The sequence below is a fragment of the Flagellimonas sp. genome, from assembly GCF_965222555.1.
Classification (GTDB): domain Bacteria; phylum Bacteroidota; class Bacteroidia; order Flavobacteriales; family Flavobacteriaceae; genus Flagellimonas.
On the sequence record NZ_CBDCUG010000005.1, the window covers coordinates 1130332 to 1150461 of the forward strand.

Below are 20130 nucleotides of genomic sequence, written 5' to 3' on the forward strand. Positions count from 1 at the left end.
CCGAGAGATTTATCTACAACTTTTTAAGTCTCACCTTTCTAAACTTAATTGTTCCCGTTCCCATGGCCTGAAGTCCAATATGCCCTTCCAACAAAGTATCTTTTTCTATACTTGAAGTAAGTATATCGTTCACATAGACTTTGATAGTTCCATCCTCTGTAATGGCCTTGTAAGTGTTCCAAACATTCAAGGTTTCCACAATTTCGTACGGTTTTACCTTGGTCACGATGGCCTCCGGTCCTAAAATCTTGATTGGGGTGCAAGTCCCAAATATTAAGCTCATGGCAATCGGTTGCAGACATTTCAGGTTTGGCACATTGAACAAATACACCGGAGTTGATCGTACTGTCAGGCTGAAATTCCAAACTCAGCTCAAAATTTCGATATCTATCCTTCGTGATAATAAAACCAGAAGTACTGTCAGCAACTCCCATAAGTTCGTTGTTCACAAATTCCCATTTTGAGTCTCCATCAACGAACCAAGCGTCGCTATTTTCTTCAAAAAGTGCTATTGTTTTGTTCTCTTTCGACTTACATCCATGACAAAGGATTAAGGAAGCCGCAACTAGCAAAACTCCCATAAATAGAATTGGTTTTTTCATTTGTTTAAATTTATTGGTTCTGTACTTCCTATATGAAAAAGGGCATCACCCTGATTTACCACTGCTTGATTGTTGATGCAGAATACATGTCCATCAAAAGGGGCCTTAATCTTCTTGTTCTTTTTTGCATAAGTGTCCGTGACCAGACCCAAAACTTGCCCCTTTATAACCTGCGCCCCATTTTTTGTCTCTGGAACAAACATCCCTGCTCTTGGCGCGCGTACCCATCTGGTCCGCCCTAAATGGATTGACTTTTTTTGTTTTACCCCTCCTTTTTTGGACAACATTCCCAATCCAACCAATACATTTTGGATTCCGTCCATTCCTTTTTGAATGGATTTCTCATCAAACCGCATACTTTCCCCAGCTTCAAATACAATAGTAGGGATTCCCATTTTAAAAGTTGTCTTTCTGAATGAACCATTGATTTGTCTTGAAGCAAAATAGAACGGAGCGTTGAAAATTTCAGCCAGTTCTTTGCTTTTAGCATCCTGTGCAGAATATCGAATCTGGGGAAAATTATCCCGTTGGCTCCCTCCAGTGTGCAGGTCGATTCCAAAATCGACTTGGGGTAAAATCTCCGAGGTGTATGTATGTGCAATCCTACTGGCAAGGGATCCCGTTTTAGTTCCCGGAAAGCTTCGGTTTACATCTTTTCCATCCGGCACATCTCTTGAAAAATGGATAAATCCGAAAATATTGAGAATCGGAACAACAATAACAGCTCCCTTTCTAATGTTGAAAACATCTTCCTGAAGCATCCTTCGGAGGGTTTCCACTCCATTGATCTCATCACCATGCAATCCCGCTTGGACCAATACCGTTGGACCTGCTTTTTTTCCATTAAAAACATGCACGGGAATATCAATAAGTGTTCCTGTGGGCAAACGTGAAATTCCCATTCGCACCAAGCTTGCCTGCCCCGGAGAAATGGTTTCGCCATTTATGGTTATGATTCTATTTTCTGCCTCTACGCCCATTCTTTTCCACAAATTGAATAATATGCTTGGCTACATTTATACCTGTTGCGCCTTCAATGCCCTGAAGTCCGGGCGATGCGTTAACCTCAATTAAAACAGGTCCTTTCTTAGAACGCATCAAATCCACTCCGGCCACGCCCAAGCCTAAATATTTTGTTGCGTTCAAGGCAATGAACTGCTCCTTTGCTGTTGGTTTGATTGCCTCAGTCTCCGCTCCCCTATGCACATTAGATCGGAAATCATCCAAATCGCTGGTGCGTTTCATGCTGGCCACCACCTTGTTCCCAACTACAATGATTCTAATATCCTCCCCGTTGGCTTCTTCAATATACCGCTGCAGAAGAATGCTTGTGTCCATTTTATAAAAAGTATCGATTATGGATTTAGCGGATTTCTTACTCTCTGCCAAAATGACCCCACTCCCATGTGTTCCTTCTTGCAATTTGATGATAACCGGAGGTCCTCCCAATAGTTCAATCTGTTCCCCAATGTTATTTGGGTTGATGGAAAAAAGCGTCTCAGGAATCGGAATTCCTTTCCTGGCCATAATCTGTAAGGTGCGAACTTTGTTTCTGGCACGCATAATGCCCAATGATCTTGCCGTACTGAAAACATTGTTCATTTCAAACTGCTTCACAATGGCAGCTCCATGCCGGGTAACCTTGGCCCCAATTCTTGGGATAACAGCGTCAAACTCATTGGTAACATCTTCTTCTCCCAAATAAATTTGGGGTTTGCCCGCTCCCAACTTTACCGAGCATTTGGTATGATCGATCAATTCCACATAATGACCTGCATTTTGGCCTTCTTCCACAATTCTTTTTGTAGAGTGCACATTAAGGCTTACAGATAAAATGGCAATGTCCACAATTAGAGCTTCGTTGGTTTTTAAAACTTGACTTCAATATCGGATAAAAAACAATCCCCTGTCCATATTACAAAATTTATTTCTATACCATTTATACATTTTTGGCTACCACACAAAAAACATATGGGTTGTCCAATGTGGGCCAAAGCTATTTTTAATGTCCTTAACCTCACCTCTAATAAAAATGAGTTGGAATTTCTTCAATAGCATCATTCTACTGATAAGCTTTCCTATCGCATTGCTTTGCATCTATAAGATTCATACGTACTGGAAAAGCAAAATATCACAATACCTATATTGGTTCATTTTGTTGTCCATTCTGGTAATTGTCCAGGTGATTTTAATCGACATCGGAATAACCAAGAAATATCCTTTGTTACTGCTTTTTTATATGCCTTTCCAATTTTTATCTCCGGTTCTTTTCACCGCATTCGCCTATGCCTATATTGATCGCATGCACATTTTCAGAAAGTACCGGACATATTTTTTGACGCCTTTTGCAGTTTTTTTTGTCCTATATGTAGTGCTGAAAGTCAATGTCTTAATGGGGTATTCCTTGATTTCCATGAAGACCGCCGCCAAAATTGGTGCTGAATGGGATGAAAATAGTGCTTTAACACTTTCATTGTTGGCCGCAGTTTGGAATTTCAAGACCATTAAAAACTATGAAGCAAGTATTGGTAATCTACCTTACCAAATAGTTTTGAAAAAAACCAAATGGCTGAAAAAAATGTACCTCAGCATGGTTTTTCTTTGCTTGCTTTGGTTAGGAGTTATCGTTGGCATAAAAATCTTTGATGCGTGGTTCGGTCACGCTCCGTATTATCCATTATGGGGCCTTTTCATCTTTTTTTACTACTTCCTCTTCTTTATGGGTGGAAAGCATTTAGATCAAGTTCAGCAAAAGAAAATGTCCCAACAAAAGGCATTGGAGTCCATCAACGACAATTTCCAGATATCGGCCCTTAGGTATGTCTTTAACACCACCGAGCTGCTTTCAATCCATGAAAGCAGATATGAGGTCACCGAAATTTTAAGTTACTTCGCCACTTCCTTGTTCGATAAAAAGAACGAGGAAGATGTGGTTTGGGATATCACCAAAAACTGCATTGCCAAAATTGGGCTCGAAGACTGTGTAATTTACATCTGGGACGATAATTGCAAAGTCTTACGACAAAAAGCTGCCTATGGCAACAAAGAATTTGGAAACAAAAAAATTCTAAGTCCTATTGAAATTCCTCTTGGACAAGGAATAGTAGGCTCAGCTGCCCAAAACAGAAAATGGGAATTGGTAAAAGATCTTGATCAAGACCAACGTTACATTTTAGATGATAAAAAAAGAAAGTCCGAATTGGCCGTTCCCATATTTTATGAAGATCGACTGATCGGTGTATTGGATTCCGAAAATTCCAAAAAAAACTTTTTTGACGAACGCCACTTGTTACTTTTTCAATTGATTGCAAAGCTTACCGCAACCAAATTGATCCAGCTTGACAAACAATCTTCCTTTGAACTTACCGACGACAACGTCTATTACAAAGAACTTTTACGCTGGTTTGAAGAAGACAAACCTTATTTGAATCCTTATCTGGGTCTTTTGGCCGTAAGTGAGTACCTTAACATAAGCGGTGGATACCTTTCCCAAATTGTGAATAAACTTAGGGGCACAAATTTTTCCGAATTCATGAATTGGTATCGCATCAATGAGGCAAAAAAAATGCTTACAGGTCCCAGTTTTTCAAATTACACCATTGTTTCTATCGGTCTTGAGTCGGGGTTCAACTCAAAATCGGCTTTTTACAGTGCCTTCAAAAAACATACAGGGCTTACTCCTTCCGAGTATCGCCAGAGACATCTTGTGTTGTCCTGATTCTTCAAAATTGAAAGAAACCGGACATGCTCCCCTTAAAGTAATTCTAGGTTTACCAATAAATTTTAAACCTCTATTACATTATGCAGACAAGAACAAAATTCTTTCATTTATTTTTTATGGCTCTCTTTAGCTCTCTTTTACTATTATCATGTTCGGCCGAAGATGGCGCAACAGGACCGACTGGGCCAATAGGTCCTCAAGGAGAACAAGGAGATGCAGGGCCAGCTGGAGCCGACGGAGCAGATGGCGAACAAGGAGAGCCTGGTACGGCCAATGTCATATATTCCGAATGGATTCCCAGAGATTTTGAAACAGGCGGCGCATCTGAAACCAATGAACAACTTTTGGAAACTTTTGGCCTTACCGATTTTAATTTGAGCGAGGATGTACTACTTGTATATGGTAGAAGAGAGATCAATATACTTGTCGATGAAATCCATCAATTGCCATATATCCTTGCCAGTCAAGATGAGTACTATAGTTTTAACGTCACAAATTTTATTGGAGGCAGTTCATTGAGAATTGAAGCATCTACGCTTGATGGCGGCACCAACCTTTTTACATTCTTTGACGATTTTAGATATGTTATCATTCCAGGTGGAACCCCTGTTACGGATCCGGCTTCAAAATCCTATAAGGACTGGAGCAAGATGTCCTATGAAGAAGTGGCAAAACATTTTAACATCAAAGAATAGCACAGTCCAATTAGTTCCCCACTAAAACCTAGAACGTAAGGTCCCATTTATTTTTGGGGCCTTTTTTATGGTTTACAATGTGAACCGGATATCACGGCTTACACCATACTACCAATAATGAATCTAAATAACCTGCTTTAGGATGTTCAATCCTTGTTAAAAACTTGACCGTGCCGTAAATTTGTGCGTAAAACCAGCACTAATGAGTGGATTGATAAAATCTTCGATTGCCCGTAAAGTAGTGATGGCACTTTCGGGACTTTTCCTAGTAACTTTTCTTGTTATACACGTTACCATCAATTTAGCATCGGTAATATCACCAGATTTTTTTAACGAGGCATCCCATTTCATGGGATACAATGTTTTGGTGCAGTATCTCATGCAGCCTATTTTGATAGCAGGTGTCATTGTACATTTTGTAATGGGTTTTGTTCTTGAAATTCAGAACAAAAATGCCAGAGGCGTCAGTTATGTTCAATATAAAGGCAGCGCCAATGCGCCATGGGTTTCTAGAAACATGATTTATTCTGGACTTGTGATTTTGGCCTTTTTGGGACTTCATTTTTACGATTTCTGGATTCATGAGATGACCTATAAGTACATTGAGGTCAATCCCGAGAATCCTACTCGTTATTATGCCGAGACCGTTGAAAAATTTGCTCCTTTTTGGCGTACGATTATATACGTGATTTCATTTGTATTACTGAGCTTGCATTTATGGCATGGCTTTTCTTCATCACTTCAAAGTATGGGAATCAACAACAAGTACACACCAGCGCTAAAAACGTTTACAAAATTATTCGCAATAGTGATACCATTGGCTTTTGCTTTTATCGCTTTGTACCATCACCTTAACCCAATAACACATTAATTATGGGCATATTGGATTCTAAAATTCCATCCGGTCCTTTGGCCGATAAATGGACCAAACATAAGAATGAAATAGACCTGGTCAATCCAGCCAACAAAAGAAACATTGATGTCATTGTTGTCGGAACTGGTTTGGCAGGTGGCGCCGCGGCGGCTACGTTGGCCGAACTGGGTTATAACGTAAAGACATTTTGCTATCAAGATTCCCCACGTCGGGCACATTCCATTGCTGCGCAAGGAGGAATCAATGCTGCCAAAAACTATCAAGGTGATGGCGATAGCCATTATCGCTTGTTCTATGATACCATTAAAGGTGGAGACTACCGATCTCGTGAAGCCAACGTTTATCGTTTGGCTGAAGAATCTGTAAATATCATAGATCAATGTGTGGCTCAAGGAGTTCCTTTTGCCCGTGAGTATGGTGGTCTTTTGGACAACCGCTCCTTCGGAGGGGTATTGGTTTCCAGAACGTTTTATGCCAAGGGACAGACTGGACAACAATTATTGCTGGGTGCCTATGCTGCCATGAACCGTCAAATCAATCGTGGAAAAATTAAAGCCTATAACCGTCATGAAATGATGGATTTGGTTTTGGTCGATGGCAAGGCTCGAGGAATCATTGCAAGGGATTTAGTCTCTGGGGAAATCCAAAGACACAGCGCCCATGCCGTGGTATTGGCCACTGGTGGATATGGTAATGTGTTCTTCCTGTCTACAAATGCTATGGGAAGTAATGTGACCGCAGCTTGGCGAGCGCACCGTAAAGGAGCATTTTTTGCCAATCCTTGCTATACACAAATCCATCCTACTTGTATTCCAGTTTCAGGCGAGCATCAGTCCAAATTAACCTTGATGTCAGAGTCCCTGCGTAACGATGGTCGTATCTGGGTGCCAAAACGTAAAGAAGATGCTGTTGCCATCCGTGAAGGAAAATTAAAGCCTACGCAATTGGGTGAAGAAGAACGAGATTATTATTTGGAAAGAAGATATCCTGCATTTGGTAACCTTGTACCTCGTGATGTGGCTTCAAGGGCTGCCAAGGAACGTTGCGATGCCGGATTTGGTGTGAACAAGACCGGGGAAGCCGTTTATCTTGATTTTGCCGCAGCCATTCAGCGTTATGGTAAAGAAAAAGCCTTGACATCGGGGATTAAAGACCCTGATAAGGAAACCATAATCAAATTGGGTGAAGAGGTAATTGAAGCCAAGTACGGAAACCTCTTCCAGATGTATGAAAAAATTGTGGATGAGAATCCATACAAAACCCCAATGATGATTTATCCTGCGGTTCACTATACCATGGGCGGGCTTTGGGTGGATTATAACCTACAGACAACCATTGAGGGTTGCTATTGTGCCGGAGAGGCCAATTTTAGTGATCACGGTGCCAACCGTTTGGGAGCTTCGGCATTAATGCAAGGTTTGGCCGACGGTTATTTTGTACTACCTTATACAATAGGGGATTATCTGTCCGATGATATTCGGACCGGACCTATTTCTACGGATTCCCCGGAATTTGATGCCGTGGAAAAAGAAGTTCGTGACCGTATGGAAAAATTGATGTCCGGAACCGGAATCCATTCCGTGGATTATTACCACAAAAAGTTGGGCAAGATTATGTGGAACAAATGTGGTATGTCCAGAAATGAAAAGGAACTTAAAGAGGCCATCAAAGAGATTGCCGAATTGCGAAAGGATTTTTGGGAAAATGTGAAAATTCCTGGAACACCTGATTCTAAAAACCAAGAATTGGAAAAAGCTGGACGGGTCGCTGATTTTATGGAACTTGGTGAATTATTTGCAAAGGATGCACTACACAGAAACGAATCGTGTGGAGGTCATTTCCGAGAAGAATACCAGACCGAGGAAGGCGAAGCGCTTCGTGATGATAAAAACTTCAAGTACGTAGCTGCATGGGAGTTTAAGGGCGAACCTAAAGATGCGGAACTGCACAAGGAAGATTTGGTTTACGAAAACATTGAATTAAAGACACGTTCTTACAAATAAAAGTTATGAAGCTAACATTAAAAATATGGCGTCAGAAAGACGCTTCTTCAAAAGGTCAAATGGTAGACTACACCCTTGATGGTGTTGAAGGAGATATGTCCTTTTTGGAAATGCTGGACATCCTCAATGAAGAGCTTATTTCAAAAGGTGAAGAACCTGTAGAATTTGATCACGATTGTAGGGAAGGTATTTGTGGAACATGCTCATTACAGATCAATGGGGAACCCCATGGCCCAGATAGGTTGATAACTACCTGCCAATTGCATATGCGAAAGTTCAATGATGGAGATACTATCGTAATTGAACCTTTTAGAGCAAAGGCATTCCCGGTAATCAAAGATTTAATTGTAGATCGAAGTTCTTTTGACCGAATTCAGCAAGCTGGCGGGTATATTTCAGTAAATACCTCTGGGAATACGGTAGATGCCAATGCCATTCCAATTAATAAGCATGATGCCGATGCATCTATGGATGCTGCCACGTGTATTGGTTGCGGAGCCTGTGTAGCTGCCTGTAAAAATGCAAGTGCAATGCTATTTACCTCAGCAAAGGTTTCCCAGTTTGCCCTGTTACCCCAAGGTCGGGTAGAGGCCGCAGATCGTGTGCAGAACATGGTACGCCAAATGGATTTGGAAGGTTTTGGAAACTGTACCAACACGGGAGCTTGCGAAGTGGAATGTCCCAAAGGCATTTCTTTGGAAAACATTGCTCGAATGAACCGAGAGTATCTTTCAGCAAGTGTGAAAGGATAGATTCCTGCTTTCGCAGGAATGACAAATTTTAAACCCAAATTCCAAATGGAGTTTGGGTTTTTTGTGTTTCAATCTTTCTGGTTAACATAATAGTTGAAAAACTATGATGACCTCAAATTCAATGGCATCGGAAATAATATCTTCTTTAAGACTTCCTACTAGCCCTTGGGATTCATAACTGATACCCCATCGGGTTCTATCGATTACAAATTTGGATTTAAGTTCATAAACCTTGCCCTGTTGCTCAATGGTCATCTTGAACTTGACAGGTTTGGTAATTCCCTTGATCGTAAGTAGGGCATCTATATCCATGTGCTTGCCATCTATATATTTGGCCTGGTTAATGCTCAATTTTGCCTCCGGATACTTTTCCACATCAAAAAAGTCCTTATTCTTTAGATGGGAAACGAGCATTTCATTGTATTTACCATCGGTATTTAAGATGGTATTCATGTCCACTTCAAAGTTTCCACCCATCACCGAACCTCCAATCCAAAGTACTTCTCCCTTTAAAAACTTTACGGTGCCATAATGCTCATTAAATTTGAAAAGATTGTATCCTCTCCAGTTAATTACGCTCTTTTTCGTGTCAATTTTTATAGTACCTTGTCCATAAGCTGCTGTAATAGTACAAATGCTTACCAATAAAATGATGATTTTTTTCATTGTCCTGATTTTTGGACAAATCTAGAATCGGATAACTTCCGAGTCGTGAATAAAGTGTAAATGAAGTGCAAAAAAATGCAATTTTTTGCGAGTTAAATCCATTCGGTAATGAAAGCCATAATCTCCCTGTATAGCGCTCTTGTCATATTGACTCTTTCTTTTGTTGTATTTGATTATTCCCCCAGTGCCAAAAAAGAAACCTTCTCGAGCTTGGTAAAAGTTGCCTTACGAAATACTGGGAATACATTGTTGTTGCAAAGCAAAGATTCTACCTCCTTAATATTGCCCGTGGTTGAACTGGAGCAGAATAAATTTCAATTGTCATTCCAAAAAGAACTGCCCATATCCCCTGATAGCCTAGTAGCGGCAGTTACCAAAAATTTCCAAGCTCTGAACCTGCCCAATGAATACCTTGTAGAGGTTATTGAGTGCCAAAACGAAGAGGTGTCCTATAGTTACTACGCATTCAACGATGAGGAAAAGAACATTGTTCCCTGCAGGGGACGGAATCTGCCACTACATTGTTATACCATAAATGTGCTTTTCAACAAGCCTTCTTCCTTAATGGGGTTTGCTATGGGTTCTTCTTGGTACACTCTAGTTCTTTTAGGCTTAATGGGCATTGGCCTGTTTTATTGGATAAAGAAAAAAGGAGCGGCACAACTCCATGATTCATTGGCGTATTCAACCATTGGGAGCTATATGTTCTACAAAGACCAAAATAAATTGATGAAAGATGGATTGAGCATCAAACTTACCTCAAAGGAAACGGAACTCCTTAAAATATTCTCTGACAACGAAAACAAAGTGGTAAAACGAGATTTTCTTCTTAAAGAAGTGTGGGAAGACAAGGGTGTTTTTGTGGGCCGTAGCTTGGATACCTTTATTTCAAAAATCCGAAAGAAGTTCAAAGACGATAACCAGATAAACTTAGTCAATGTTCATGGGGTTGGATATAAGCTGGAAGTTGTCAAAAAACAACGCAAATAGCCCACCTAAATAAACCCAAATGCATCTGTTTTTGCTATCTTGAACCATGCCCAAAAAGTATTCTGAAGAACGTATAAAGGTCCCTCGTTTTAACGAGGAATCAGGATTTTATACCACGCCGGAACGCTCCAAGATCATGGGCAAGATCCGTGGAAAAAATACCAAACCGGAATTGGCGTTTCGAAAAGCCCTTTGGGCAGCAGGTTATCGGTACCGTATCGACTATAAAAAACTGATCGGCAAGCCAGATATCGCCCTAAAAAAATACAAGACCGTAATTTTTATTGATGGGGAATTTTGGCACGGGCACAATTGGGAAGAGCGCAAACATAAAATAAAAACCAATCGCGAATTCTGGATTCCAAAAATAGAACGTAACATTCAACGGGACCAAGAAGTGAATCTTGCTCTTGAGGAAATGGGCTATACCGTATTTCGGTTTTGGGAGAGCGAGGTAAAGAAACATTTGGACACTTGCCTAGAAAAAGTAATTGAATCATTAAAAAGAAATCCAATCCATGATTGATATAACATCCAAACTACCCAATGTGGGCACCACCATATTCACAACCATTGGTCAATTGGCAAATACCCATAATGCGGTAAATCTATCCCAGGGGTTTCCCAATTTTGACCCAGATCCAAAACTTTTGGAATTGATAGATCATGCCTTCAAAAATGGGTATAACCAATATGCCCCCATGCAGGGCGTTTTTTCCCTTCGGGAAATAATCTCAGAAAAAATTGAAAGTCTGTACGGTCACTCTTACCACCCCGAATCTGAAATCATTATTACCGCTGGGGCCACGCAAGCTATTTTCAGTACCATTTCAACCTTTGTCCACTCTGGGGATGAAGTTATTGTCATTAAACCAGCTTATGACAGTTATGAGCCGGCCATTGAGCTTTTTGGAGGTATCGTTATTCCAGTTGCTTTGGAAGGCAATGATTTTAAAATGAACTGGGAGAAATTTAAATCTGCTATTTCATCCAAGACCAAAATGGTCATCATCAACACACCACATAATCCAACAGGAACTATTTGGTCCGAAAAAGACATGCTGAAACTTCAGGAAATCTTAAAAGGAACCAACATTATTTTATTGAGCGATGAGGTGTACGAACATATTGTTTTTGATGGTGCCAAGCACGAGAGTGCTGCCAAATATCCCGATCTGGCCTCACGCAGTGTCATTTGTTCTTCGTTCGGGAAAACTTTCCATGCCACGGGATGGAAAATGGGGTATTGCACTGCGCCCAAATGGTTGATGCAAGAATTTCAAAAAGTACATCAGTTTAATGTCTTTTCTGTTAATCATGCCATTCAGGTTGCTTTGGCAGCGTATTTAAAAACTCCAGAGCATTATCTCCATCTCAATAATTTCTATCAGAACAAGCGGGATTATTTTTTAAATGCCATAAAAAATTCCCGATTTAAAATGACCCCTTCAGCAGGCACTTATTTTCAGCTGTTGGATTATTCAGAGATTACCCAAGAAAAGGATACCGATTTTGCGGAACGATTGATCAAGGAACACAAACTTGCCAGTATTCCAGTCTCCGTTTTTTGTGGTACAGATTACAATGAGCGGTTTTTACGTTTTTGCTTTGCAAAAACCAATGACGTATTGGATCAAGCCGCCGAAATCCTAAACGGGATTTAGACTAGTACTGTTTTTTAACTATCCTGAAAATTTCCAGTACGTCTTCAAAGGGTAGTTCAAAATCTTGATATTCCGGAGATTCGTTCAGGTTATGGCATTGAATATTTTTAGCACTGTCAACCCCAGTGATTTTCTTACAAATAATTCTGTCTTTGCAAACCAGGATATAAATTTTACCAATCATTAAGTTACTTTCCCGGACAAAACTCTCTTTTCTTGTTTTAACGCCTAATACTATTGCCTTATTGGGAATTGCGTCAATGCTTCCATCGTTCATGGAATCTCCTGAAACTTCAAATGCCTTATAGGCATCTTCTTCTACAAAGTCAATAACAAAATTTGTTCTAAATGGACTGTTGCCCAAGCGGCTTTCCGCCAAACTTTTTATATAGTTCTTTTGTCGTTCTACCAGCACCAACGGTATTTGAACTGTATACTTTCCATGATCCAATGGATTGAATACGCAGCCGTGTTTTATAAAAGTTTTATTTTCTGCGTAGGTATCGCTCATTTCATTGACCGCTCGTAAATACAATTCGGCAATGGTCAAATCAAAATAAGCGGCTATTTTGGATAAGTTTTTAGTTGGAATATTAGCATCTTTCTGTTCATAAGTCTGGATAGTACGTAGACTAACACCAACTGCTTCGGCCAAGAGCGTTTGACTTACACCTTTGTTACGTCTTAGCTGCTTAATTACTCGCATACTTTTCTTATAATATGTAGTTATTTTTCGTATATTTGATTCTGCGCAGCTAGTCTATACATTTCTGTAATTGGGTTACAAACCAAATATAGAAAATAGGATGTGACCCCGATAAATTAATTTACAAACTGCTAAAAAACTTTAGTATGGGGTCAATCAAAAACTTCAATCTGGTTATCAATAGTGATAACATGTTTTCACAGGAAGATTACGGAAAACCAATCAGCGAACAACTCTCTTCGGTGTTGCGTAGAAATGTTACCAAAAACGACTATGCCAACATTGCTTCTCGGAGTAATGTTAGTTTTTCCACCATTCGGGATGTGGTCTATAGGACCAACAGTTTAACCAAGTCCAATGCCAAGGCCATTTCACTTTTGGTACACGCTGCATTTGAAAATTCAATAGCATTTAAACTCCAGGCGGAAGGAGATACATTGTTTTTGAATACTTTGTTAAACGTCTAGACGCATCAACCAGTCGGTTTGTTTGTCCTTTCCGATGTAATAGGGGTGGGTTCCGAATTTAACAAAACCATGCTTTAGGTAGAATCTGATGGCCGCTTTGTTCTTTTCCCAAACACCAAGCCAAACATAGTTCAAACCTTCTTTATGGGCCAGTTGTTTTACTTGTTGAAGCAACCATTCCCCTATTCCCCTTCCTTGATGGGATTGTATAACGTAAATTCGTTCCAATTCCAACGAATCGGTGTCATTAATGTCGGTTTGCGCTTCGCCCTTGTTCAGTTTTATATACCCGATTTTTTCCTTATGATCAAAGACAAAATAGAACTGGGTGCTTTTATTTTCTAATTCGGACTGGAGTTTTTCCTTACTGAAAGCGAAGTCCATATATTTCTTAAAATCCTCTGGGTCATTTTGTGTTTCAAAAGCCGCAATAAAAGTGTCCTTGGATATCTGAACCAAATTATCCAGATCTACAGCTGTACAGCGTTCAATACTCAGAGTCATAGTTGTCGTTTTTCAGCTAAAAATATTGAAAAAAAAGAGCCAATCCTTAAGGATTGGCTCTTGAATTTTTTTGTTCTGTTCAGATTCTAAAGCATAAAAAGCTTTTTGATCAATAGTATAATTCCTGTAAAAAAATCGTTTCTGTACACTTGGATAGAATCATCCACAGAGGTTTGGTTTAGTTTCGGGGCCATGGTTAAAATTTTAAGGTGTTAATTTGGGGAAAAAATTTAATAAAACCAAAAATACCTTATGATAACTGAAGAATAAAGAATTTGTTGTGTAGTGTGCCGTTTTTGTTGTAAAACAAACTGATTGGTCTGTTCTAAATTTTCATCTCAGGAACATCGTTCTCCACTACCAAGTTTCCTTCTGTAGCTCTCACAATTTCATCTACCGAAACTCCCGGTGCCCTTTCCAATAGTTTAAATCCGTCGTCGGTTACCTCCAAAACAGCCAAATTGGTCACTATTTTTTTTACACAGCCAACTCCAGTTAAAGGAAGCGTACATTTTTTGAGCAACTTGGATTTACCGGCCTTATTCGTGTGCATCATGGCTACGATGATATTTTCCGCAGAGGCAACCAAATCCATAGCACCTCCCATGCCCTTTACCATCTTTCCAGGAATCTTCCAATTGGCTATATCTCCATTTTCGGCCACTTCCATAGCTCCCAAAATGGTGAGATCTACATGTTGCCCCCTGATCATTCCAAAACTCATGGATGAATCAAAAAATGAGGCTCCAGGCAAAGTGGTTATGGTCTGTTTTCCAGCGTTGATGATATCGGCATCTTCTTCTCCTTCAAAAGGAAATGGCCCCATCCCCAATACACCATTTTCACTTTGGAATTCCACGCTAATGTCATCCCTAACAAAATTGGCAACCAGTGTTGGAATCCCTATCCCCAAGTTAACATAGTAACCGTCTTTGACTTCCCTTGCAATTCGTTTTGCGATTCCGTTCTTATCTAACATGATTTGAAAATATGCCTATTCTTAAATTTGTTGATTTATCTCTTCTTACTGGTCGAAATTATTTTTGAAATAATCAAAATAATCGACTTAAGCTCTTCCATTAAATTCTTCTTTGGTTCTGGGTAATGAATGGAATCCTCGCAAAGTTTTAGCCAATATTCCAGTTCATCTGCCTCTTTTGCCGCAATTTTAAATTTGTGTATAAAATCGGCTTTACTTTCTGCATTTTGCGCTTCACGAATATTTGCCCCGATTGATGTGCCGCTTCTAAATATTTGGGAAGCCATTTCAAATCTGTTCAACTCCCTAATCGATTCTGAAAATTCAATAATGTTTAATGAAAACTCGAACGTTTTGTCAACAATTAGATTTTGTTTGTCATTTCTCATTTTCGAATTTTCACATTGAACAATTAATCAATTGAACGAACCGTTCGTTGTTCAATTCGTTTTTCGTACCTCGCTCCTTGAAAAATACGCTGTACAAATATTCCCGGAATGTGGATATTATTAGGATCTAAACTTCCCGCAGGTACCAATTCCTCCACCTCAGCTACCGTGATTTTGGCAGCTCCGCACATGCACGGGTTAAAATTTCGGGCTGTTCCCTTAAAAATCAAATTCCCTGCTTCATCCCCTTTCCATGCCTTTACAAATGCAAAATCTGCCTTATATGCGGGTTCCAGCACATACATTTTTCCGTCAAATTCACGGGTTTCTTTGCCTTCGGCTACTTCAGTTCCATATCCGGCAGGAGTATAAAATGCTGGAAAACCGGCTTGTGCCGCTCTACATTTCTCCGCCAGAGTGCCTTGAGGTGTAAGTTCAACCTCCAATTCCCCACTCAACATCTGTCGTTCAAACTCATCATTTTCACCAACATAGGATGAAATCATCTTTTTTATTTGATGATTTTGAAGAAGTAGGCCCAAACCAAAATCATCTACCCCAGCATTATTGGAGATACAGGTAATATCCTTGACTCCCAATTTTACCAGTTGGGCAATAGCATTTTCTGGAATGCCACAAAGACCAAATCCGCCCAACATAAAAGTCATTCCATCGGTTACACCTCCCAGGGCCTCTTCAACATTAGGTACTATTTTCTTGATCATGGAATTCGCATTTATTAGGCCCTGAAATTACAATAATAAAAGAATTTCTTAAAAATGAATTTTTTTTATTTGGATTCCCGCATAAGCGGGAATGACATTTCTTCAGAAACCCCGACGCAAAGCATCGGGGAATTCTTTATGAAATAAAAAAGCCCCAAGCCATAAATGGTCTTGGGGCCGATATTTTTAGAATATCTTCAACTTAGAATCCAATGTCATCCAAATCATCCTCGGTATCCAGTTCTTCTTGAAGTTCTTTTAATATTTTGGTACAATCCACATTAATGGATAACTCCTCAGGTTCTTCAAAGGCATCTTTAGAAACACCCAATTCTTCATTCTCATAATTTTCCTTCATGTACAAAGCCCAAATAGGCAATGCCATGGATGCGCCTTGACCATAAGCGAGTCTTTTAAAATGTACAGCCCTATTTTCACCTCCTACCCAAACTCCTGTAACCAGATTGGGCACCATCCCCATAAACCACCCGTAACTTTGGTTTTGGGTAGTCCCAGTTTTACCAGCAATAGGGTTGTTCAATTCATAGGGATATCCAGTAATGATGTCTTTATAAACCCTATCGTTTTTGGCAAAAGTATGTCTTAGCCTCGTTCCTGATCCTCCTCTGGTAACACCTTCCATCAAATTGACCATGGCATAGGCCACATCCTTGCTCAACACATCTTTAGTTTCTGGCACATATTCATAAAGCACAGTTCCGTTTCTATCCTCTATGCGGGTAACCATTACTGGTTTTACATAAACGCCTTGATTGGCAAAGGTGCCAAAGGCCCCGACCATTTCATAAACACTAGCATCCGGAGTTCCCAAGGCAATGGAAGGCACTTCTGGAATCTCTCGTTTAATACCCATACTCTTTGCAATTATTGACACAGATTTTGGCCCTACTTTATCCATCAATTGGGCAGTTACCGTATTTACCGAATTGGCCAGCGCATGCTTAAGGGTCATGTTTTTTCCAGAATATTTTCCATCTGAATTTTTAGGGCACCATTTTTCCGGATTTCCATACTTCAAAGGTTCAATGCAATATTGATTATCTGGAAGGGAATCGCAAGGAGAATATCGCAACTGGTCAATGGCAGCTGCATAGACAAAAGGTTTGAATGTTGATCCTGCTTGTCTGGCTCCTTGATAAACGTTATCGTATTGAAAGTGTTTATAGTCAACACCTCCTACCCAAGCTTTTACATGGCCTGTTTGGGGTTCCATGGACATCATTGCTGTTCGTAAGAACGTTTTGTAATAGCGAATGGAGTCCATCGGTGTCATGATGGTGTCTTTTTCATAGGAATCACTGTTCCAATCAAAGACCGTCATTTCCGTTTTTTCAAGGAATGTTTTTTCAATTTCCTCTGCGGTTTTTCCTTGCCCCTTGAGCACTCTCCACCGGTCCGATCGTTTCATTGCTTGTCGCATTATGGTATCAATTGCGCCTTTGGTCAAATCCAAAAAAGGAGCTGTTGGATTTCGTTCTGGTGTGTTTTGATGGAAAAACTCGGCTTGCAGATTTTTCATATGGGCCTCAACAGCATCCTCAGCATTTTTCTGCATACGGGAATCTATCGTAGTGTACACCTTTAATCCATCCAAATAGATATTGTATTTCTCACCATCTGGTTTTGGGTTTTCTTTCACCCATCTATTTAGCCACTGCTGCATATACATCCTAAAGTAAGTGGCCAACCCTTCACGATGTGATTCCGGATTATAGTTCAGATTGATTTCCATTGCCTGGAGCGAATCTCTCTTTGCTTCGGTGATGTACTCATACCTTGCCAATTGCCCCAATACGATGTTTCTTTTTTTCCAGGTCAGTTCCTCGCGCCGTAACGGATTATAAAGCGAAGAGTTCTGCAACATCCCTACCAGCATAGCTGACTCTTCCAATTTTAAGTCTTTGGGCTCTTTACCAAAATAGATTCTGGAAGCGGAACGGATGCCATCTGCATTGTTTCCAAAATCATAGATGTTCAAATACATGCTGATGATTTCTTCCTTGGTATAACTTCTTTCCAAACGGGTGGCGATGACCCATTCCATCGCCTTTTGTTTTATGGTCTCAAATTTGTTTCTTGACCGTACCCCAACAAAAAGCTGTCTGGCCAGCTGTTGCGAAATGGTACTTGCTCCTCCACGTTTGCCTAAAAAGAACATTGCCCGTAGGGTTCCGCGCGCATCAATTCCCGAATGGTCATGAAAACGGATATCCTCACTCGCAATTAGGGCATCAATCAAATTTTGTGGAAGCTCATCATACGAAACATCGGTACGGTTGTCTTCCAAATAAAACTTGCCAAGTGTTTTACTATCTGAAGAGATAAGTTCTGTTGCCAAGTTGGTGCTTGGATTTTCCAAATGCTCAAAGGTTGGCATTTCACCAAATGCGCCCCATGCAGCCAAAAGGAATAATAAGAGAAATAAAAAGAGGCCAGATCCAAAGAGAATCCAAAACCATTTGATGAAGGGAAAGAAACCTTTTTGCTTCTTTTGTTTTGTTTTTGCCATTGTTTTTATTGCGTACTTTTTTCTATTTCCAAACCAACATCGGTTATGCCATTCAAAATGTGAACACCATCTACATCACCATTTTTGCGCATGGCATGCGCAATGCTTAGTTTATATACGCCGGAATCGGGAAAAACGATTTTTTCCTGAAACCAAAGCTTATTTTCTTTTATACTTCCCAAACCTTTTCCCAGCCACTCTCCATTGGGTTCGGCCATTTTGTATTCCAACGTATCTTTAAAGGTCTCTCCGTTTGGGTGTTCCAATTCGGTAATTAAAAAAAGATTGCTGAATTCAAATGTGTTGTCATTCCGTATGTTGATGAACATGTTATGGGTCTGTACTGAATCCAATTCCGAAAACTGAAACAACACTTGATCATCTATTTCCCACTTTCCATCGTCCATTGGTTGATATTCTGAAAAAACCAAATTGTCGTTGCATGAAATCAGACACAAAAAGAAAACCAAGACAATGAAGAATTTATTGTGCATTGGGTCTAGCTTTGGGTTTATTTTTTCTTCTTTTTTTGTTATTTCTTTTCTTTCTCTTGGGTTTATCAAATCGGGTAAGGCTATCTTGGCCCACCACATTTTCAAAAACCATTTTTTCCTCACTAACATTGTCTTGGGCATATTCTTCCAAGCTGGCAATTTTTTCTTTGTTTTTGTTCAACTCTAAAATCTCCAATACTTGCTCCTTATTCAAGGCGTGCCAATTTGCAGGGTCGTCTTTATAGGAAAACCATAATGTCTCTTTGAAAATATCCGCTTTTTGGCAAAAGGCAATTCCTTTTTGGGTCATTCAGTTTGCTGTCCTGTGGCGGAAAGTTCTTTAAAGCTTCCAAGTACATGTCCAGTTCGTAGTTAAGGCAACATTTAAGTTTGCCACATTGACCGGCCAATTTTTGGGGATTAAGTGCCAATTGCTGATATCTTGCGGATGCGGTACTCACCGATCTGAAATCAGTTAGCCAAGTAGAACAGCAAAGTTCACGACCACAGGATCCTATTCCGCCCAAACGCTGAGCTTCCTGACGGTATCCAATCTGACGCATTTCAATTCGGATACCAAAGGCCTTGGCCATATCCTTGATCAATTGCCTAAAATCTACCCGTTCTTCGGCAGTATAATAAAAAGTTGCTTTGGACCCATCTCCTTGAAATTCAACATCGCTCAATTTCATTTCAAGCCTGAGGGATATTGCAATTTCCCGAGATCGTTTTTGAATCTCTGCCTCTTTGTTTCTACATTTTTGCCAAATGTCAATGTCGCGCTGCGATGCTTTTCTATAAATCTTAGGGAGTGTTTCGTCATTGTGCGCGACTTTCTTTCTTTTCATTTGCACTTTGACCAGCTCACCTGTTAGTGTTACAATCCCAACATCATGGCCTGACTTGGCTTGTGTGGCCACGACATCTCCAATGGCCAAAGGAATGCCATCGACATTTCTAAAAAACTCTTTTCTGCTATTCTTGAAACGTACCTCAACACAATCAAAAGGTTTTTGACCGTTGGGCAGCGACATATTGGAAAGCCAATCAAAGACTGTTAGCTTATTACAACCATCTGTGCCACAAGTACCATTGTTCTTGCAACCCCGCGGTTGTCCATCCTTGCCGGTTGAACAACTGCTACATCCCATATTTTTTATCTTGATTTAAGGAAATACATAGTATTTCCTTAAAAAGGGTTCATAAAATTACTAATGGTAAATATAGTACAATTTGTGCCAGCAGGGAAATGCCATTTTTTTGAAAACCCTATTGCATTGACACTTTCATTCTCCCAATAAAAGAAAATGTTAAGCCTTACGGAACCATATAATATGAAGTCAAAAAAGAAAGGGCTTTTTATAAAAAG

General features: G+C 40.0%; 20 protein-coding genes and 2 pseudogenes. 9 read left to right on the forward strand and 13 right to left on the reverse strand.

Features of this window, described 5'->3' with window-relative positions; all coding sequences use genetic code 11:
• Positions 1-13: 13 nt before the first annotated feature.
• The 4 genes and pseudogenes from ACOQO1_RS13495 to ACOQO1_RS13510 form a co-directional block, all read right to left on the reverse strand.
• Complete coding sequence (locus ACOQO1_RS13495; RefSeq protein ID WP_420603408.1) at positions 14-283, reverse strand: family 16 glycoside hydrolase; 270 nt, start codon at positions 281-283, stop codon at positions 14-16.
• Positions 237-602: pseudogene (locus ACOQO1_RS13500) on the reverse strand (family 16 glycoside hydrolase); the annotation flags it as partial. The gene ACOQO1_RS13495 and the pseudogene ACOQO1_RS13500, both read right to left, overlap by 47 nt.
• Positions 599-1582, reverse strand: coding sequence for a succinylglutamate desuccinylase/aspartoacylase family protein (locus ACOQO1_RS13505; protein WP_420603409.1), 984 nt, complete (start codon positions 1580-1582; stop codon positions 599-601). The pseudogene ACOQO1_RS13500 and the gene ACOQO1_RS13505, both read right to left, overlap by 4 nt.
• Positions 1560-2450 (reverse strand): RimK family alpha-L-glutamate ligase, encoded by an 891-nt coding sequence (locus ACOQO1_RS13510; protein WP_420603410.1) that lies wholly within the window; start codon positions 2448-2450, stop codon positions 1560-1562. Before ACOQO1_RS13510 ends, ACOQO1_RS13505 begins: the two co-directional genes overlap by 23 nt.
• Before the next feature lie 157 nt (positions 2451-2607).
• On the opposite strand from ACOQO1_RS13510, the gene ACOQO1_RS13515 reads away from it, so the two are divergent.
• The 5 genes from ACOQO1_RS13515 (at position 2608) to ACOQO1_RS13535 (ending at position 8647) form a co-directional block, all read left to right on the forward strand.
• A complete protein-coding gene (locus ACOQO1_RS13515; RefSeq protein WP_420603411.1) occupies positions 2608-4320 on the forward strand; it encodes a helix-turn-helix domain-containing protein in 1713 nt (570 codons plus the stop codon).
• Positions 4321-4403: 83 nt separating this feature from the next.
• Entirely contained in the window at positions 4404-5018 is a 615-nt protein-coding gene (locus ACOQO1_RS13520; protein ID WP_420603412.1) for a collagen-like triple helix repeat-containing protein, read from the forward strand.
• 202 nt (positions 5019-5220) lie between these two features.
• Complete coding sequence (locus tag ACOQO1_RS13525; RefSeq protein WP_420603413.1) at positions 5221-5889, forward strand: succinate dehydrogenase cytochrome b subunit; 669 nt, start codon at positions 5221-5223, stop codon at positions 5887-5889.
• 2 nt (positions 5890-5891) lie between these two features.
• Complete coding sequence (locus ACOQO1_RS13530) at positions 5892-7895, forward strand: fumarate reductase/succinate dehydrogenase flavoprotein subunit (protein ID WP_420603414.1); 2004 nt, start codon at positions 5892-5894, stop codon at positions 7893-7895.
• 5 nt (positions 7896-7900) lie between these two features.
• On the forward strand, positions 7901-8647 hold the full coding sequence (locus tag ACOQO1_RS13535; RefSeq protein ID WP_420603415.1) for a succinate dehydrogenase/fumarate reductase iron-sulfur subunit: 747 nt from the start codon (positions 7901-7903) through the stop codon (positions 8645-8647).
• An 81-nt stretch (positions 8648-8728) separates the two neighbouring features.
• On the opposite strand, the gene ACOQO1_RS13540 is transcribed toward ACOQO1_RS13535, so the two are convergent.
• On the reverse strand, positions 8729-9313 hold the full coding sequence (locus tag ACOQO1_RS13540; RefSeq protein WP_420603416.1) for a YceI family protein: 585 nt from the start codon (positions 9311-9313) through the stop codon (positions 8729-8731).
• 108 nt (positions 9314-9421) lie between these two features.
• Between ACOQO1_RS13540 and ACOQO1_RS13545 the strand changes: the two genes are divergently transcribed.
• The 3 genes from ACOQO1_RS13545 to ACOQO1_RS13555 are packed head-to-tail and all read left to right on the forward strand — an operon-like array spanning position 9422 to position 11967.
• A complete protein-coding gene (locus ACOQO1_RS13545; protein WP_420603417.1) occupies positions 9422-10303 on the forward strand; it encodes a winged helix-turn-helix domain-containing protein in 882 nt (293 codons plus the stop codon).
• Positions 10304-10349: 46 nt separating this feature from the next.
• Entirely contained in the window at positions 10350-10829 is a 480-nt protein-coding gene (locus tag ACOQO1_RS13550) for a very short patch repair endonuclease (RefSeq protein WP_420603418.1), read from the forward strand.
• Positions 10822-11967, forward strand: coding sequence for a methionine aminotransferase (locus tag ACOQO1_RS13555; RefSeq protein ID WP_420603419.1), 1146 nt, complete (start codon positions 10822-10824; stop codon positions 11965-11967). Before ACOQO1_RS13550 ends, ACOQO1_RS13555 begins: the two co-directional genes overlap by 8 nt.
• Position 11968: 1 nt before the next feature.
• Here the strand turns inward: ACOQO1_RS13555 and ACOQO1_RS13560 are convergent, their stop codons facing one another.
• Positions 11969-12673, reverse strand: a complete 705-nt coding sequence (locus tag ACOQO1_RS13560) for an XRE family transcriptional regulator (RefSeq protein WP_420603420.1) — start codon at positions 12671-12673, stop codon at positions 11969-11971.
• A 146-nt stretch (positions 12674-12819) separates the two neighbouring features.
• Here ACOQO1_RS13560 and ACOQO1_RS13565 point away from each other — a divergent pair, with 146 nt between their 5' ends.
• A complete protein-coding gene (locus ACOQO1_RS13565) occupies positions 12820-13140 on the forward strand; it encodes a hypothetical protein (protein ID WP_420603421.1) in 321 nt (106 codons plus the stop codon).
• Here ACOQO1_RS13565 and ACOQO1_RS13570 read toward each other — a convergent pair.
• From ACOQO1_RS13570 to ACOQO1_RS13600, 7 genes and pseudogenes are all read right to left on the reverse strand, one after another.
• Complete coding sequence (locus ACOQO1_RS13570) at positions 13129-13644, reverse strand: GNAT family N-acetyltransferase (RefSeq protein ID WP_420603422.1); 516 nt, start codon at positions 13642-13644, stop codon at positions 13129-13131. The genes ACOQO1_RS13565 and ACOQO1_RS13570 overlap by 12 nt on opposite strands.
• 325 nt (positions 13645-13969) lie before the next feature.
• Positions 13970-14623 (reverse strand): CoA transferase subunit B, encoded by a 654-nt coding sequence (locus ACOQO1_RS13575; RefSeq protein ID WP_420603423.1) that lies wholly within the window; start codon positions 14621-14623, stop codon positions 13970-13972.
• A gap of 35 nt (positions 14624-14658) precedes the next feature.
• Positions 14659-15012 carry a four helix bundle protein gene (locus ACOQO1_RS13580; protein ID WP_420603424.1) on the reverse strand — a complete coding sequence of 118 codons (354 nt, stop codon included), beginning with the start codon at positions 15010-15012 and terminating at the stop codon, positions 14659-14661.
• A gap of 23 nt (positions 15013-15035) precedes the next feature.
• Entirely contained in the window at positions 15036-15737 is a 702-nt protein-coding gene (locus ACOQO1_RS13585; protein WP_420603425.1) for a CoA transferase subunit A, read from the reverse strand.
• Positions 15738-15939: 202 nt separating this feature from the next.
• Positions 15940-18267, reverse strand: coding sequence for a transglycosylase domain-containing protein (locus ACOQO1_RS13590; protein WP_420603426.1), 2328 nt, complete (start codon positions 18265-18267; stop codon positions 15940-15942).
• Positions 18268-18272: 5 nt separating this feature from the next.
• Positions 18273-18761 carry a gliding motility lipoprotein GldH gene (locus ACOQO1_RS13595; RefSeq protein ID WP_420603427.1) on the reverse strand — a complete coding sequence of 163 codons (489 nt, stop codon included), beginning with the start codon at positions 18759-18761 and terminating at the stop codon, positions 18273-18275.
• Positions 18751-19912, reverse strand: a pseudogene (locus tag ACOQO1_RS13600) (PSP1 domain-containing protein). The gene ACOQO1_RS13595 and the pseudogene ACOQO1_RS13600 overlap by 11 nt, the downstream one beginning before the upstream one ends.
• Positions 19913-20130: the final 218 nt, after the last annotated feature.